We start from the raw sequence: 13,569 nt of genomic DNA, 5'->3' as shown, positions 1-13,569 counted from the left end.
TGGAGCTAGCCAGGCGTGTGACCGATCACCGCGGTCGGGCATGTCCCTCGTCTCTTCTCATGCGAGCGCGGCCTCATCGGCCCTTCTGTCCTCAGGGACGTCGCACCTCAGCCACTTGTCCGTTACCGGCCAGAATTTTCCCGATCTCCCTCGGGCCATCAATATCGAGACTGGTCGGGAGTCCAATTCCGGACAGATCGGATCGATGCCACGTCTCATCCCAGGCGACAGCAGAAGAGCGAGCAATCTACAACTCGTCTTCCGGAACGGAGCCACACAGTGACAAGCAAGACCAGCCCCACCTCATCCGCGCACGCCGAGCAGATCCAGATCACCATCGACGGACGCCTTTTCATTGTCGAAGACCGTCACTACCTCGCCCGTGAGTTGCTGTCGTTGGCCGGGCTGTCCGCCGCAGGCTACGACTTCACCCGCGTCGGCAATCACGGCAAGGCCGAGACTTTCCGCGACGCGCAGAAAGTCAACGTCAACGCGGTGACGTCTACGTCAGCGTCAATCAACAAGGTACCGACGCGTGACCAGCCGACACATGCCGGGAGTAGTCGCATTCCTGGCCTCGCTCAACTGTCGACCGGTTGAGCAGCCGGACGAGTTCGGCCAGATCGGTTGCCTCTGAAGAGGAAACTGGTTTGACCACTCTTCCATCGTGGACGAATTTATGGACGCTACTGGTGTCCAGGAGGTTGTGCATCACATCAGTGCTCGGCGTGCAGGGCAGCGTTGAGCCAACCATAGGTGAAAAAGACGACCATCCACGTAGCGATCAATACGTCGGGATCATCATCGTGTTCGTCCCACAGCGGGGAGTTCGCTTCGGGCACCACACCATCGACGAGGGTCGTGTTGAGAAGCGTCACGGCCAGATCGTGTGCAAGGCGGCCGTTGGTGACCTCATGCCCGCTGACAGCGGCGAGATCGAACACTGATTCCAGCGGGCGCGACACCCGGTCGGTCCCATACTGTGCGGCGAGCAGATCGCGCACCGACCTGAGCGTCGAGGAGATCACCATACCGCCGAGGTGGAAATCATAGAACAGCCCCGCTAGTTCAGCCTCGGAAATGAAGTCGGCGATGCGGAACGGGAGTTGCGGCTCTTCGATCAGTTGCACCATTGCGGTGCGGATGTTGCGTAGCACATGCGTGGGGTCGATCAGGGTCCTGTCACCGTCGACAAGATTCGCACCATCACCTCCAGGGTGTAACCCATACATTGACAGCAGGGCGACCGTGTTGACCGACGCGTCTTCAGTGTGGGTCACGCTATTGCGAAGGGTGCGCACCCGCTGTGTCTCGGGGTGAGTGGGTCCATAGCGCATGTAGGCGAGAGCGTAGGCGCGGTCGAGGCAGGTGATTGCCTCCCAACGCTCACCCTGTTCGTGCAGCACACGTGCCAACTGGTGCAGTGGTGCCACGATCTGCGGCGGCGGAGGCGATGGCATCGTTTCCAGGGTGGCAATTGCCTCTTCGAAATCGGCTCGCGCCTGGTCGAGGTGTTCTTCGGCATGCGCGAGCCGTCCTGCTGCGGTCGATGCAGCGGACTGCATCATCGCGATGGTGTCGAATTTTTGTTCGCGCGCTCGGGTCGATGCCTCCTCGATCAGTGTGCGCGCTAATGCGAGTTCGTCGGCGGTGATGGCAGCTTCGGCGCCCGCGAGCAGAGCGAGAGCGATGGTAATCGGCGCGATGCGGGGGGCGATGTCGGGTCGGCGGTACAGTTCGATCACGGTCATCGCGGAGGCCAGCGACGACACTGAGTCACCGCGGTCGCGGGCCAGCGCGCAAGCGGTGATATGGGCCTCGATCACCAACTCCGGTTCGATCGGCGCACCGTTCTCCTCACTGTAGTTGCGGGCGAGCTTGAGTGCCCGCTCACAACAGGCGTCGGCTTCGTCGAGGCGCGACAGCGTGTGGAGAAGATTCGCGTGTGTCACGGACATCAGGACGGCGAATCCGGTGTCAATGTCGGTAGTCGCGAGTGTGTCCAGTCGGGACAGCACTACGTCGGCGCGGTCGTGGTGGCGCTGCGCGCTGACGAGTGCGTGGGTGGCGGCGATCGCCTCGATGATCAGCGTTGGGTGTGCCAGCTCGCGCCCCCACGACAGGCTCCTGCCGATTGCATCGAGAGCATTATCGACCCGCCCGGCCAGTGAGTACGCCACAGCAAGGGGAAACTGGGTGTGCGCGGCGAGCAGAGTCCAAAACGAAGAGGCGATGATGCGCGCATGCGCGAGTGCCGCCCTACTCGCGTGCTCGCCGAACTCGATCGCAGACCAGCCCTGTGGCGCGGCGGGCCGCTTCGGTCCCAGTGGCACCAACCTCGCGTGCTCGCCCAGATCGATCGCTGGTGTGGTGGGCCCGTGTGGCTGCAGTGGCGCCAGCCGTACACACAGCATCGCGGCTAGGATCACCGGGACGGGGCCGTCGAAACCCAGTTCGAAGGCTGCAGCGGTGATAAAGGTCGCCGCGCTTAGGTTGTCGTCGATCGCCGGTATTGGGTCGGTCAAGGCTACTGATTGCTGCCACAGAAATAGTCCCAATCCGGCCTCGAGCCACGGCTGCGGTTCAGCAATTCGATCGCGAGCCACCAGCGCAATTAGTGGATGTACCACCAGCTGGCCCGCGCTGACGGTGAGCAGGGACATGCGCGCCAGGTTCTCGGCAGCACGATCGCGGAAATCCTTGTCGCGCAGCATCGTGCCTATCTGGCGCCCTCGCGGAATCAGTGTCTGCTCTGCGTCAGCGGCTGCTGCCCTCCGCCGCCACCTCCTTCTCCAGCGAGCCGCGGCCACCTCGGCAACCGGATCGGGCGCGGTGACTGCGGCAGTACGGATCGGAGCGTCGAAGATCGACTCGTGGACCGGAGCCGGTCCCAGAAAAGCCAGAATATTGAGCAGCGTCAGAGATTCAGGAGCGCTGGCGTGCACGGCCTCGATGTTCATGCAGATCGATTCGATGATCGAGACGGGGTGGCCGCTGGCCCGGCCCAACGCCAAGATATGGGACGGGGCCTCGGCCAACCGGGTGAGATAGTCGGTGAGGTTACGGCGCAGCACACGACAATGGTCTACAGCCTGGTTGAGCGCCAAAGGGTGGTCGTGCAGCTGCTCGCGCAGTCGATCACGTTGCTGGGGAGGTTCGTCCGGCAACTGTGCAGCGAGGAAGGATCGACTTTCGGCTGGCTGCCACGACGACAGCACCAGCTCGTGGTACCCGGTGTCGAGATTGGCGATCGTGGTCGTGATCAATACCCGGCACAGACCTGCCCGCGGGATCAACCCCCTGACTGTGTTCGCGTCGGTGACACCGTCGAGAATCAGCAACATTCCGGTTGTCGCGGGCAGCGAGGCGGTTACTGGGGTGCGGGCCTCGGCGATGCTGTCGAGGGATAGATCGCCAGCCGCAGCTCCGAGGTGATGTAGGGCTGCGAGCACCTGAGCGCGGCTATCGGCACTGACGAACACCGGCCGCAGCACCTCGGCGTGGAGGGCCGCGAATTGTGTTGCGATGCTGGTCTTCCCGCATCCTGTCATGCCGCGCAGCACCGTAGGTGTCACCGGTGCCACTCCACCGGGTTCGAGCAGCTTGCCTAGCTGCGCCAGCTCTTGGTGGCGCCCAACGAACCGGTCGTCGGGTTCCCACCCGAATCCGATATCGGGCATCTGGGCAGCCAGGCGGCGATCGTGGGCGCCAAGCACGATCGCCTCGGCCTCTGCTACAGGCAGGGTCCGTCTCGCCAGCGCTGCCGCATCTTCGGCGTCGAGGTCTGGAAGTAACCGGCTCACCAACTCCGCGCGAGTGTCTATTGATGGTGGCGGGGGCACGGCTTCGCTCAACTCGACGATTCGTGCGCACAACGCCTCGAAGCATTCGCGCGCGAACAAGCGTGCGGCATGTCGGCCGCGGCGCTCAAGAAACTCCGCGGCGGCTGCCGCGCCGCTGGCATTGATCTCGAGCCGGCCCGGCAGCGGGTCAACGAGAAACTCAAGTTCACCGGCGAATGCGGCGGCGTCGGCGGCGGACCCGCCGATGGCACCGGCCAACCACCTCAACGTCGGTGTCGAGGGCGGTGTCTTGTCGATCACGTTGGCGTGCAGTATCCGGGTCTTGCGGACAAATCCAGCGTTCGACCAGAATGCGGGCACCGCCGATCCCTCGGTCTGCGACCACTGCCGATGCAGCACAGTCAGCACCGGCTTCAATTCTGAAGGGCCCCAACCACTGTCACCGCTGCGTTGATGCGGTTCCCGGTGTTTCACCGAGACCAGCGTCGGCCGTCGAGTGCGGTGTAGCAAGACCACATCCGAGGAGTGTTGCGGTGCGATCGCTTCCAGGTCGCTGTCGGTGGCCAGCTCCCGGATGAGCATCAATGCCACGGCTTGCTTCTCGTACCTGATCCAGGACTCGGTCAGCGGACCAGTATTCTGCCGGTCCACCGGCAACCGCCGCACCACCGGCCCCACATCCCCCTCATTCGACATGCCTGCAGAATAGAACCCACCACCGACACCGCGCCGCGGATCGGGCCGACAGCGCACATGTGTAACAACAGGTACCGGCAAGTCATCGGCAGGCGCGAAAGCCCCAGTGTCGGAGACTCATTCGCCCGGAATGGGTTCAACGCTTCCGGGGAGGTTGCGCCACAGGGGGACCCGCCGTGCGCTTGCCCTGTCCTAATGGTCGACTGGTTCAGAGCGCCACGAGGCGCTGGTGCGCCGTGAGGCGCTAGGGATCGAAGGAGGATGTGGTGTCGCGCTGATGGCGGTTCGTCGTCGCCCGCAGACAATTTGACGGCACGTGAATGGAGGGGCCGTCGACACCTCTCCCGGTCCGGTGTCAGCGGCCACTGAAACTGGCCGCTGACAGTCCAGCCGGTTCCCTGGCGGCGCCGCGGGTTGCTGCCCTCGGCAGGGCATGTCGAACATGGGAACGGGGACGACCTGTGGGTTTCGGGTGGGCGGCTGGTTATCGAAGCGGATTACCAGCTGTAGTGACGGGTGGTGTCTCTTGTTCTGCTGGGTCTCGCCCGGTACGACCAATACCACTGACGCGCATTGGCAACCATCTGCTCGTTCTGCCGGGCTTCCTGTGCGGAGGGGTACTGCGGGCGGTGATGAATGCGTAGTCGCCGTGATGGTCGAGTCGGAATACGTCCGGGTCGTCACGGACTGATGCCCACGGCGACAACTGATTTCGCAAGTACATGGGTAACTCCATGTACTCGCATCGAACTAGCGTGCGATGGGTGTCGTTGTCAAGAGTTGGCAGCGTTGGGTGTCGTTGGTTCCGTGAACCTTTGAGCTGCGGATACATTGCAATTCGGCCGAGTTCTGGCTGTGAACTCAATTACTAGCGTTGGCGTGCGCGGGTGACGTTGGTTGACGTCAGCCATTAAATGGCGGGTTTGATGACAAGCCGCGACGGCTGGTCAGCAACCATGCCGGACATGTGCGCTCGGAGAAGGGTGCAGTTTTGCGATCCGGGTGGGCGTCGACCACTTGCAGTTTGTCCTGTCGTAGGTTCGCGCTCTGAGCAGGGCACGCAAAACGTAGGCAACTGAAAAACGCCTGGTTATCGTGGGATTCAGTATCCCGTCTGAGGGGTTGTGATGCCCTGCGGAAGTACGGCAATTGGCCCCAATTGGATGGTGTCCTGGGCGAGGCGTGTCGAACATGAGAACGGGGACGACTTGCGGTCCCCGGGTAGTGGAACGGCGTGTGCGCTGGATGCAGGAGATCCGTCGGCAAGATCACCGAATATTCCGGCGCAGCCCGGTCGGCGTGCATTCTGACTGACATGGCCTTCACACTGACTGACTTCCAGGGGTTCGTACCCTTTGCCGCCCTGCCCGCGAGCGACGTTCCGGCAGGGCCGGGGGTGTATGTAGTCACGCGGCTGGTCACCGCAGCGCCGGTATTCCTGCCGAGCAGTCCGGCGGGTTGGTTCAAGGGCAGGGACCCATCGGTGTCGATGGCGGTGCTGGAAGCGAATTGGGTGCCCGATGAGCCGGTTGTTTACATCGGCAAAGCCGACGCCGGGGCGAGGGGCAAGCGTAGGTTGCGCACGCGGCTGGACGAGTATCGACGGCACGGCACAGGAGAACCTGTCGGCCATACCGGCGGCCGATACATCTGGCAGCTCGCTGATAGTCCCGAACTGCTGGTCGGGTGGCGCGAAGAACCCGACGCCCTCGCGCTGGAGCAGTCGATGATCCAGAGCTTCAAAGCAATGCACGGCGGCAAGCGCCCGTTCGCCAACCTCCGCGACTAGGGCATCGGCGGTTCATCCCAGAGGCACACGCCCTCATCAGACACGTCGTCATCGTATGCGCGGGACGGCAATCGTTGGGCACCGGTGCTACTTGTAGACGCCCTTCTCGATACCGGCCTCGTCGAGATCAGTACCTGTCCACCAGATTTCGTCGAAGTCCGGATACAGGCTGACCACGGGGGCTCTGCTCAGGTGCCAGGACGAACCGCTCCTGCGACGAGCACCTTTGTCGAGCCAGTCCTCGACGGCGAACCGTGGGCCGTCCTCGTGTGCGGCAATCGCCCGACTCATAAGGTCCACCCGTCGGCCACTGAATTCCTCCCAAACAGGAATTTTCTTGGCCAACTGTAGGTCTGCCCAATCCGCCGCACCGTAGAGCTGACGACCTAACTCGCTCACGCCGAAGTCGCGACGACGCGTGTAACGATTCCACGGGAACTTCTCGCTACTCCGTCCGGGAGGGAGCCCGTAGAAGAGGTAGACATCGAAGTCTTTGACGCCACGGTCACCGCACACGTAGTGCCTCGCCCCACCTTGAACGAGGCAGCATGCCAGCAGATCGGCGGCAAACTCGGGATGAGCCCGACGAAACTCCATGTGATCGGTCTGCGCGAAACGTGCGAGCCGGCTCAAGTGCTCATCCGTGAGCGGTAGGAAACTGCGCTCCGAGCGCTCGTCGGTCATTCGCTCAATACTGCCACCGGCACCAGCCAGACTGTGGCAGCTACGGCAACGCCCATCGCAGTTCCAGCGCGGCCGAGATCCATGGGTATCGGCCGAATCTGGTGTCATTGATCAGCGCGCCTTGTTAGCTCGGCGGGCCGACCAACTGTTCCCCTCGCTGGAGAAGTGACGCCTATGGGGCCATCTCGGCGAGGCCCGCGGCGAATTCGGCGGCTGGTGGGCACAGGTACTTGATACTGGCTCCGGCGACGACTTCCATCGTGTGGAAGTCGTCGGTACGGGTGTTGGGCAGCGCTGCGCTGCTGAGATCGCCACGTGCGCTGTAGATCTGGTCGCAGATCTGGTGGCCTTTGATCACGAGATCGGCATCGGAGATACCACCTCGGTCCACACCCGACAATTCGATGGAGCGCAGGAATCCCGGGACATCCTCGCTCTGTTGATCGATCTGCCCCTGGACCCATGGGTCCGGACGGGGCGCGGCATCCGCCGCCACGGAACCGCCGAGGAGCGCAGCACCGATCCCGAGAACCGTCAGCATCGACGAGACGAGCAAGCGTGCGGGCATCGAAACCCCCTGATGTGCATTGCCTTTGATCCGGTCGATAAGAGTACGCGCTGTCGCCTGTTGGTCAGCCGATATGGGCACATCCGAAACCAGGGGATGTGTCGATGGCCCAGATCGCCGAGGAGGTCGGGATCACTGCAGGTGCGCCATGTCGACTTCCCGAATATGGCTGGCCTTCGGGGAGTCCTGCCAGTGTTTCTTGAGGCGGCGGGCAGGAAGTCGAGAAGGGGCGACATTGGGTGTGATCATGCTGATGAATTTGGTTGTGGCGGTGACGATTTCATAGAGAGTCGCAGGTATCGGTACTCGGCAGGACACATAACATGGGCAACCAGAAAGCGCCTGGTTGTGGTGGGAACGCACCCGGTCTGACCAGAGCGACGCACCGCGTGAGTTGACCGACCGGCGGGGGCCGAACCCACTGCTCGCTGTGCGACACCGAATTCATCGGCGAGGACCCGGTCCCGGAGCCGGAGGAGGACGAAGACGAGTACACGCAACGAAGGCCCCACGAGCGTAGGGTCTTCGTTTTGGCTCAGTCCTCCCACGCGGTGTGGGACGCGGGCGCGAATACTTCTGGAGTGGGCATTGGCGGCCGGGATGCTGTGAGGCTGCCGCTTGAAGCTCTTGCAAGTGGCTTGCTGCCTTTAGATAAGTGTAGTGTTACACTCATGAGCATGGAGGACGCACTCCGAGAACAGTATCGGCCGCTCATTACAGACATGGAGCTGGCCGAACTGGAAGGAATCGGGCATACGATCCACCGCTCCGCAGGCCACCCGTTCTTCCTGGAGGGTGAGCAGGGCGATTTCGCCCTCCTGATCAAGAAAGGGCACGTCAAGGCCGTGCGTGGCAGACCGCCGCGCATCATCGATGTCCGTGGCCCGGGGGAGATCGTCGGCGAAATGGCGGTGATCCGCGGGAAACCGCGGATGGCGAGCATCGTCGCCTTCGACGATGTAGAAGCTCTCTATCTACCTGGGGCGAGGTGGCTGCGGTTTCTTTACGATCACCCTCGCGCCATGCACGCTCTGCTGGCCATGACAGACGACATGGCCGATCGGGCAACTATGAAGAACGTAGAATCTGAGCTGGCCATCGAACGGCAGCTCGCCAAGAGAATCATCGAGCTGACGGACTTCGGGCTCGGCGAGCCTGCCAATGACGGGGCTGTGATCTTGCGGCTGAGTCAGCATGACCTCGCAGCTCTGATTGGGGCAAAGAAGCTGGACTCTGTCAAGAAAGTAATTCGGCTGCTCAAGAATTCGGCCATTATCGACACCGGCAGGCAAGTGATTACAATTCGCAAGTTGGATACCTTGCGCGAAATCGCCGATGGCAACATGACGGTCTCCTGACCGGATCAGGAAATGTAGATGCCAACGCAATTGATCCTCGCTATTTTCGGCGTCGCTGCTAGCATGCGGGCGCTGGCACCAGTCTTGCGAACATTAATCGAACAAGTATCCCAAACGCATCGGCTCACCAAAGCGCTAGAGGATTCCAGGCCGAACCAACGACCTGGAATCATCGTGGCATGCAGTTGGCTAGAAAAGAGATCTGCAGATAGAACAGCGGCCACACGGCCAGCGAAGCACGTCCCGTCTGCAGGTATTTCTTCTCTCCCTCCACGCCGGTCGCCCGAGACAACCTCGGCCACGAATGCCGTAGAGGCCGACAATGCATGAGACGGTGCGCTCGGTGGACCTCAATGAAGACCGGCTGATTCGCCGTCTCACCAAGCTTGTTACCACCCTTGACCTTGACCGTCGCGACTTCGTCATCTTCGGCAGCGGCCCACTGTTAGCGCACGGACTACGTCGATATGTTCACGACCTGGACGTTGTAGCGCGCGGCCCGGTCTGGGATCGTGTGTCCCGGCACGGGATCCCGGACACCGGAACCATCAATGGTGCCCCCATGGTGCTGTTTTGGGGCGGGCTAATCCAGTTCTCCTCGGGATGGATATCAGAAGACTGGGATACCGATGTCCTGATCGACCGGTCCGAGACGATCCAGGGAATGCCGTTCGCTCGGTTGACTGACGTCCTTGCATACAAGCAAATACTGCGTAGACCCAAAGATCGCCCGGACATGGAAGCGCTCGTTCGCCGACTGCGCCATTCAAACAGCACCGACGGCGCGTCGAAGATGCCGGGATAACAGTAATGCACACTGTTGCGTGGAGACCTTCTATATGGCGTGCCGCGAAGACACTTGTCGCCTCTGCTTCTGTGCGATCGGAACTTTACGTCGCCGAGGTACCCGCTGCCTCCGAATTCTTCGCTTAGACCGTGTCTCACGTCGATGTGATTCGTTTGCGGCGTGTCGGGATTCGTTGTGCCGCATGATGTTCGGCCGTGGTCGATGAGTTGTCCAACCGGTTGGTGCCCGACGAGTTGTGGGAGTTGGTAGAGCCTTTGCTGCCCGGGTTCACCCCTCGGACACAGGGCGGCGGGACTGCGCCGGTCGACCAGCGGGCAGTGTTCACTGCCGTCGTTTACGTGCTGACCAGCGGTTGTGCGTGGCGGATGCTGCCACCGTCATTCGGGGTGACGGTGCCGACAGCGCATCGCCGGTTCAGCGTGTGGACCAGGGCTGGTGTCTGGCGGCGACTACACCGCTGCGTGCTCGATGAGCTGGGTAGCCAAGGCTTGATCGACTGGTCGCGGGCGGTGATCGACGGGGCGTCGGTGCGAGCGAAATAGGGGGCGACATGACCGGGCCGAGCCCGGTCGACCGCGGCAAGTCCGGCTCCAAGCTGCACGTGCTGTCCGATCGTGCGGGAATCCCTCTGTCGGTGGGTATTTCGGCTGCGAATACCAACGATGTCGAGGCGTTGCGGCCGCTGGTTCGGGCAATCCCGCCGGTGCGGTCGCGGCGTGGGTGCCACGAGATTCGGGCAAGGTCAGTGGAAATCTGCATCGCCCCAAGCGATATCACCGCGGTCTGCTGCGGGTGTTCTACCTGTCAGCGGAGTACAGCATCCGCTCCAGCGAGGAGTCGAAACGGTTCTATCAGCGAAAACGCTTGGAAGGCAGGACCCATCGCCAAGCCGTGATCGCGCTGGCACGGCGCCGGGTAAATGTCCTGTGGGCTTTGTTACGTGAGCAGCGATGCTACGAGCCACGCTCGGTTTCGGCGGCCTGACCGATTTCACCGGCACTACACCGACATCCGGTAAAGCCGATGTGCGGGTGGCTGCTCCGGGAGGCAGATTCGGTCGCGGATCGGTGTAGGTAGCGGTGTTGCGGACGGACCGCGGACGAGCTGGGTGCCTATCGTGGGTGGATCGGAGTCATTGTCACAGCTATTTGGGGATTCCGCTGCCCCAGTCGGGACAGAAGGTCTCAACGGTGAGCTCGACGAAGGTCTTCGGGTTGGTGCTCGTTCCGTTCTTCAAGACCTTGGCGTAGGAGTCGCCATCCCTCAGTGCGTAGCAGATCGCGGTCGCATTCTCGAATCGTAAGAGTTCGGCGTTATTGCTGGCGTATGTGGTGCCGACTGAGTATGTGACCCCTGCGGTGGCCATTCGCCGATCAAACTCCGCGAGCTTGCACATGTCCTGGAATTCTTGCCTATAGCTGGAACCCGGTAGGTACTTGGGGTCGATGTTCACAGTGCACGCGACGTTTGTTGTTGTGGTGGTGATGATGGGGGTGCTGGCCGGTGGCCTCGAGGTTGTGGGGGGTGCCGAGCTGGTCTCGTTGGTGCCGCAGCTTGGCAGGAGAAGCGTGGCCGTTATCGCGGCACAGCCCGTCAGAAATCGGTTGATACGCAAGAGGATCTCCTTCCCCAGGAGCACCGACAGTCGATGCCACGAACGGCAATCGATGATCAACGGGAAGCTGTTACGCCTGCGGGGTCTCCTGGTGACTGTTCTTCTCCTTGCCGAGATCAAGCCGGGCAGCACCTTTTCCCGCACGTGCGGTTGAGCGAAGGTCAGTGCGCGGGCGTTGAGGATGCGTTGGCAAACGCACTACTTTGCCGCGGGGCGCGCGGTCGGAAACGGCCGCAAGGCCGTCTCAACGGTCAACGCGCCGAGATCATTTCGGATATCCGTGCTGCCGGAAATGCCGCATATCGCGCGCGTTCAGCATGTGTGGCAGGAGTTGTGCACCAGATGGCCGGCGCAGTGGCGGCTATCCTGACTTCGATGCTCACCCAGTCGATCAGCTCGCTCGCACGTGCCGGGCGCGGCTGTGTTGACAACAGGGATTGAGAGCCCTGATGGCACCGCCCATCGTGGTGGATCCGCAAGGATTCACCAAGGCCGCCGACGTGTACGAGGGCGTGCACAACGCGCTGACCTACAACATCGACACGTTGAGCAAGGTGCTTGCCACCTGCGGTGGAAGCGCGGGCTCGGACAACGCTGGACGGAAATGGAGCAACGACTACGACCCGGCCGCCTGGGACACCGTCGACGCACTCGGTGATCTCGCCCTCGCGGTCGGGCAGATGCACGATCTGCTGCAATACACCGCCGCCAACCACGCCAACACGAACTCGCAGTCCGCGCCCGAACCCAACCCCAACGACCTGGTATTTCCCGCCGGGACACTGAAGGTCTACAACCCGCCCGAACCTCCGGCCGCTTACGGCGGCCACGACGCGGAACCGACCGGCTGGTCTGCGATCAAGGGCTACATCGAGGGCGAGGTCTGGCCGAACGGGCATCCCGATGTTCTGCGCAAGGCTGCCGCGGCGTGGCGGACGATGGCCAACGGACTGCGCGTCGTCGTGGCGCCGCTGCCGACTGCTCGGGAACTGATCGAGGCCCAGCAAAGCACCGAGACACCCCAAGCGCTGGAGCAGGCCGACATCGTCAAAGGCCAGTTCGAGTCGCTGGCGGGTGTGTGCGATCAGCTCGCGACATCCTGTGACTCGTACGCGAATTCGGTCGAGCAGACCAAGAACGCGATCAAACGCGCGCTGATCGAGCTCGCCGCGCTGGTCGCCCTCGACCAAGCCTTCGGCTGGATCGCTGCCCCGTTCACCGGTGGCGGATCAGCGGCCCGCCAAGGGCGGCATGGTGATCGCGCTCAGCATCTACGGTGCCCGCATCGCGGCGATGATTCGCGCCCTGGTCACGGTGGTCGAGACGGTGCGCGTTCCGGTCGCGGTGTCTCAGGCCATCACCCGCGGCAGCGAAGCGTTGATCCCGCTCCTGCGAGCGCGTCCGGCGCTGGCCGCGGCGGATGGCGCGGCAACGCCTGGACCGTTCACCAGCTTTTCGAAGCTGCGTCGACCGAACCTCGCGCAGGAGACCAAGGACAAGATCGTTGCCAAGACCAAGACATGGAAGCGTCCCGGTGACACCGGCGATGACGACTTCTACATCGTGGCGTCCGAGACCGAGGTCAAGGTGCCGATCAACAAGTCCTACGACGACAAGCCCTGGGTGACCCAGCTGGAGAAGACACCCGATGGCAAGTACTACGTCGACTCGGCGCACAACTCGCTGTATCCGGTCAATCCGAAGTGGGAGTTCGGCCATAATTCGGGGTTCGAGAACCGCAGGCTGCTTGCTGACGCTCAAGCCGAGGGGCTGACACAGCAGCAGTTGGATCAACGTGTCAATAGCCATCCCGACTGTTCCATATCGAGGACCAGTACGTGAACCGAAGCCACAGACGGGAAGACAAGTAGATGACACAACGCGATGAATTCGGTCGTACGGCACTGCATTACGCCGCAGCTGACGCCGATCTCGATGCTGTGCGGCGTTTGCTCGGCACCGAGGACGTCAACGCCCGCGACAACCACGACTGGACGCCACTGCATTTCGCGGCGCAGGCTGGCGCGCCGGAACTGGTGGCGCTGCTGCTCGACGCGGGCGCCGACATCGCCGCCGTGACCGACAAAGGGATGCGGCGATCTACTGGGCGATCATGTCCTCGGGCACGGACCCGATCGGCACCGTCCGCTTACTGCGCGCTCGTGGAGCAGACCCGACCAGGGCGACGATGAAGTCGTACTTCGGGCCGAAGAGTCCCCTGGACACCGTGAAGGAAATCGGCAACGAC

General features: G+C 62.4%; 12 protein-coding genes and 1 pseudogene. 9 read left to right on the top strand and 4 right to left on the bottom strand.

Going from position 1 to position 13,569, the window contains the following annotated elements:
* The first annotated feature begins 279 nt into the window (after positions 1-279).
* The gene (locus tag ACQPZ2_RS30875; RefSeq protein ID WP_433521681.1) at positions 280-600 is read left to right on the top strand and encodes a hypothetical protein; all 321 of its coding nucleotides are present in this window, start codon (positions 280-282) and stop codon (positions 598-600) included.
* A 116-nt stretch (positions 601-716) separates the two neighbouring features.
* Here the strand turns inward: ACQPZ2_RS30875 and ACQPZ2_RS30870 are convergent, their stop codons facing one another.
* Positions 717-4,061, bottom strand: a complete 3,345-nt coding sequence (locus tag ACQPZ2_RS30870; protein WP_433521680.1) for a hypothetical protein — start codon at positions 4,059-4,061, stop codon at positions 717-719.
* Between the two features lie 1,753 nt (positions 4,062-5,814).
* Between ACQPZ2_RS30870 and ACQPZ2_RS30865 the strand changes: the two genes are divergently transcribed.
* Positions 5,815-6,288 carry a hypothetical protein gene (locus tag ACQPZ2_RS30865; protein ID WP_433521679.1) on the top strand — a complete coding sequence of 158 codons (474 nt, stop codon included), beginning with the start codon at positions 5,815-5,817 and terminating at the stop codon, positions 6,286-6,288.
* A gap of 87 nt (positions 6,289-6,375) precedes the next feature.
* Here ACQPZ2_RS30865 and ACQPZ2_RS30860 read toward each other — a convergent pair whose 3' ends face one another.
* Together ACQPZ2_RS30860 and ACQPZ2_RS30855 are read right to left on the bottom strand one after the other, a co-directional pair.
* On the bottom strand, positions 6,376-6,972 hold the full coding sequence (locus ACQPZ2_RS30860; RefSeq protein WP_433521678.1) for a hypothetical protein: 597 nt from the start codon (positions 6,970-6,972) through the stop codon (positions 6,376-6,378).
* A gap of 172 nt (positions 6,973-7,144) precedes the next feature.
* Positions 7,145-7,540, bottom strand: a complete 396-nt coding sequence (locus ACQPZ2_RS30855) for a DUF732 domain-containing protein (protein ID WP_433521677.1) — start codon at positions 7,538-7,540, stop codon at positions 7,145-7,147.
* Positions 7,541-8,217: 677 nt separating this feature from the next.
* Between ACQPZ2_RS30855 and ACQPZ2_RS30850 the strand changes: the two genes are divergently transcribed.
* The 3 genes and pseudogenes from ACQPZ2_RS30850 to ACQPZ2_RS30840 form a co-directional block, all read left to right on the top strand.
* Complete coding sequence (locus tag ACQPZ2_RS30850; RefSeq protein WP_433521676.1) at positions 8,218-8,898, top strand: Crp/Fnr family transcriptional regulator; 681 nt, start codon at positions 8,218-8,220, stop codon at positions 8,896-8,898.
* 322 nt (positions 8,899-9,220) lie between these two features.
* On the top strand, positions 9,221-9,703 hold the full coding sequence (locus ACQPZ2_RS30845; protein WP_433521675.1) for a hypothetical protein: 483 nt from the start codon (positions 9,221-9,223) through the stop codon (positions 9,701-9,703).
* Between the two features lie 197 nt (positions 9,704-9,900).
* Positions 9,901-10,427, top strand: a pseudogene (locus tag ACQPZ2_RS30840) (IS5 family transposase); the annotation flags it as partial.
* Positions 10,428-10,850: 423 nt separating this feature from the next.
* Here ACQPZ2_RS30840 and ACQPZ2_RS30835 read toward each other — a convergent pair.
* Positions 10,851-11,072 carry a DUF732 domain-containing protein gene (locus tag ACQPZ2_RS30835; protein WP_433521674.1) on the bottom strand — a complete coding sequence of 74 codons (222 nt, stop codon included), beginning with the start codon at positions 11,070-11,072 and terminating at the stop codon, positions 10,851-10,853.
* A 79-nt stretch (positions 11,073-11,151) separates the two neighbouring features.
* Here ACQPZ2_RS30835 and ACQPZ2_RS30830 point away from each other — a divergent pair, with 79 nt between their 5' ends.
* The 4 genes from ACQPZ2_RS30830 to ACQPZ2_RS30815 all read left to right on the top strand — a co-directional run bounded on the left by ACQPZ2_RS30830 (position 11,152) and on the right by ACQPZ2_RS30815 (position 13,513).
* Positions 11,152-11,475, top strand: coding sequence for a hypothetical protein (locus ACQPZ2_RS30830; protein ID WP_433521673.1), 324 nt, complete (start codon positions 11,152-11,154; stop codon positions 11,473-11,475).
* Between the two features lie 295 nt (positions 11,476-11,770).
* Positions 11,771-12,859, top strand: a complete 1,089-nt coding sequence (locus tag ACQPZ2_RS30825; RefSeq protein WP_433521672.1) for a hypothetical protein — start codon at positions 11,771-11,773, stop codon at positions 12,857-12,859.
* 25 nt (positions 12,860-12,884) lie between these two features.
* Complete coding sequence (locus ACQPZ2_RS30820; RefSeq protein WP_433521671.1) at positions 12,885-13,163, top strand: GH-E family nuclease; 279 nt, start codon at positions 12,885-12,887, stop codon at positions 13,161-13,163.
* 29 nt (positions 13,164-13,192) lie between these two features.
* Positions 13,193-13,513: an ankyrin repeat domain-containing protein gene (locus tag ACQPZ2_RS30815; RefSeq protein ID WP_433521670.1), complete on the top strand. Its 321-nt coding sequence runs from the start codon at positions 13,193-13,195 to the stop codon at positions 13,511-13,513.
* Positions 13,514-13,569: the final 56 nt, after the last annotated feature.

Origin of the sequence: Nocardia pseudovaccinii (assembly GCF_050942345.1) — a bacterium.
Lineage (GTDB): Bacteria > Actinomycetota > Actinomycetes > Mycobacteriales > Mycobacteriaceae > Nocardia > Nocardia pseudovaccinii.
The sequence above is the reverse complement of the archived record's forward strand: the minus strand, read 5'-3'. Positions and strand labels throughout refer to the sequence as shown.

Excerpts from the sequence above, each read along its gene's own strand:
- ACQPZ2_RS30865 (WP_433521679.1), top strand. The coding sequence starts at position 5,815 with ATGGCCTTCACACTGACTGACTTCCAGGGGTTCGTACCCTTTGCCGCC.
- ACQPZ2_RS30860 (WP_433521678.1), bottom strand. The coding sequence starts at position 6,972 with ATGACCGACGAGCGCTCGGAGCGCAGTTTCCTACCGCTCACGGATGAG.
- ACQPZ2_RS30855 (WP_433521677.1), bottom strand. The coding sequence starts at position 7,540 with ATGCCCGCACGCTTGCTCGTCTCGTCGATGCTGACGGTTCTCGGGATC.
- ACQPZ2_RS30850 (WP_433521676.1), top strand. The coding sequence starts at position 8,218 with ATGGAGGACGCACTCCGAGAACAGTATCGGCCGCTCATTACAGACATG.
- ACQPZ2_RS30845 (WP_433521675.1), top strand. The coding sequence starts at position 9,221 with ATGCATGAGACGGTGCGCTCGGTGGACCTCAATGAAGACCGGCTGATT.
- ACQPZ2_RS30835 (WP_433521674.1), bottom strand. The coding sequence starts at position 11,072 with ATGGCCACCGCAGGGGTCACATACTCAGTCGGCACCACATACGCCAGC.
- ACQPZ2_RS30830 (WP_433521673.1), top strand. The coding sequence starts at position 11,152 with ATGTTCACAGTGCACGCGACGTTTGTTGTTGTGGTGGTGATGATGGGG.
- ACQPZ2_RS30825 (WP_433521672.1), top strand. The coding sequence starts at position 11,771 with ATGGCACCGCCCATCGTGGTGGATCCGCAAGGATTCACCAAGGCCGCC.
- ACQPZ2_RS30815 (WP_433521670.1), top strand. The coding sequence starts at position 13,193 with ATGACACAACGCGATGAATTCGGTCGTACGGCACTGCATTACGCCGCA.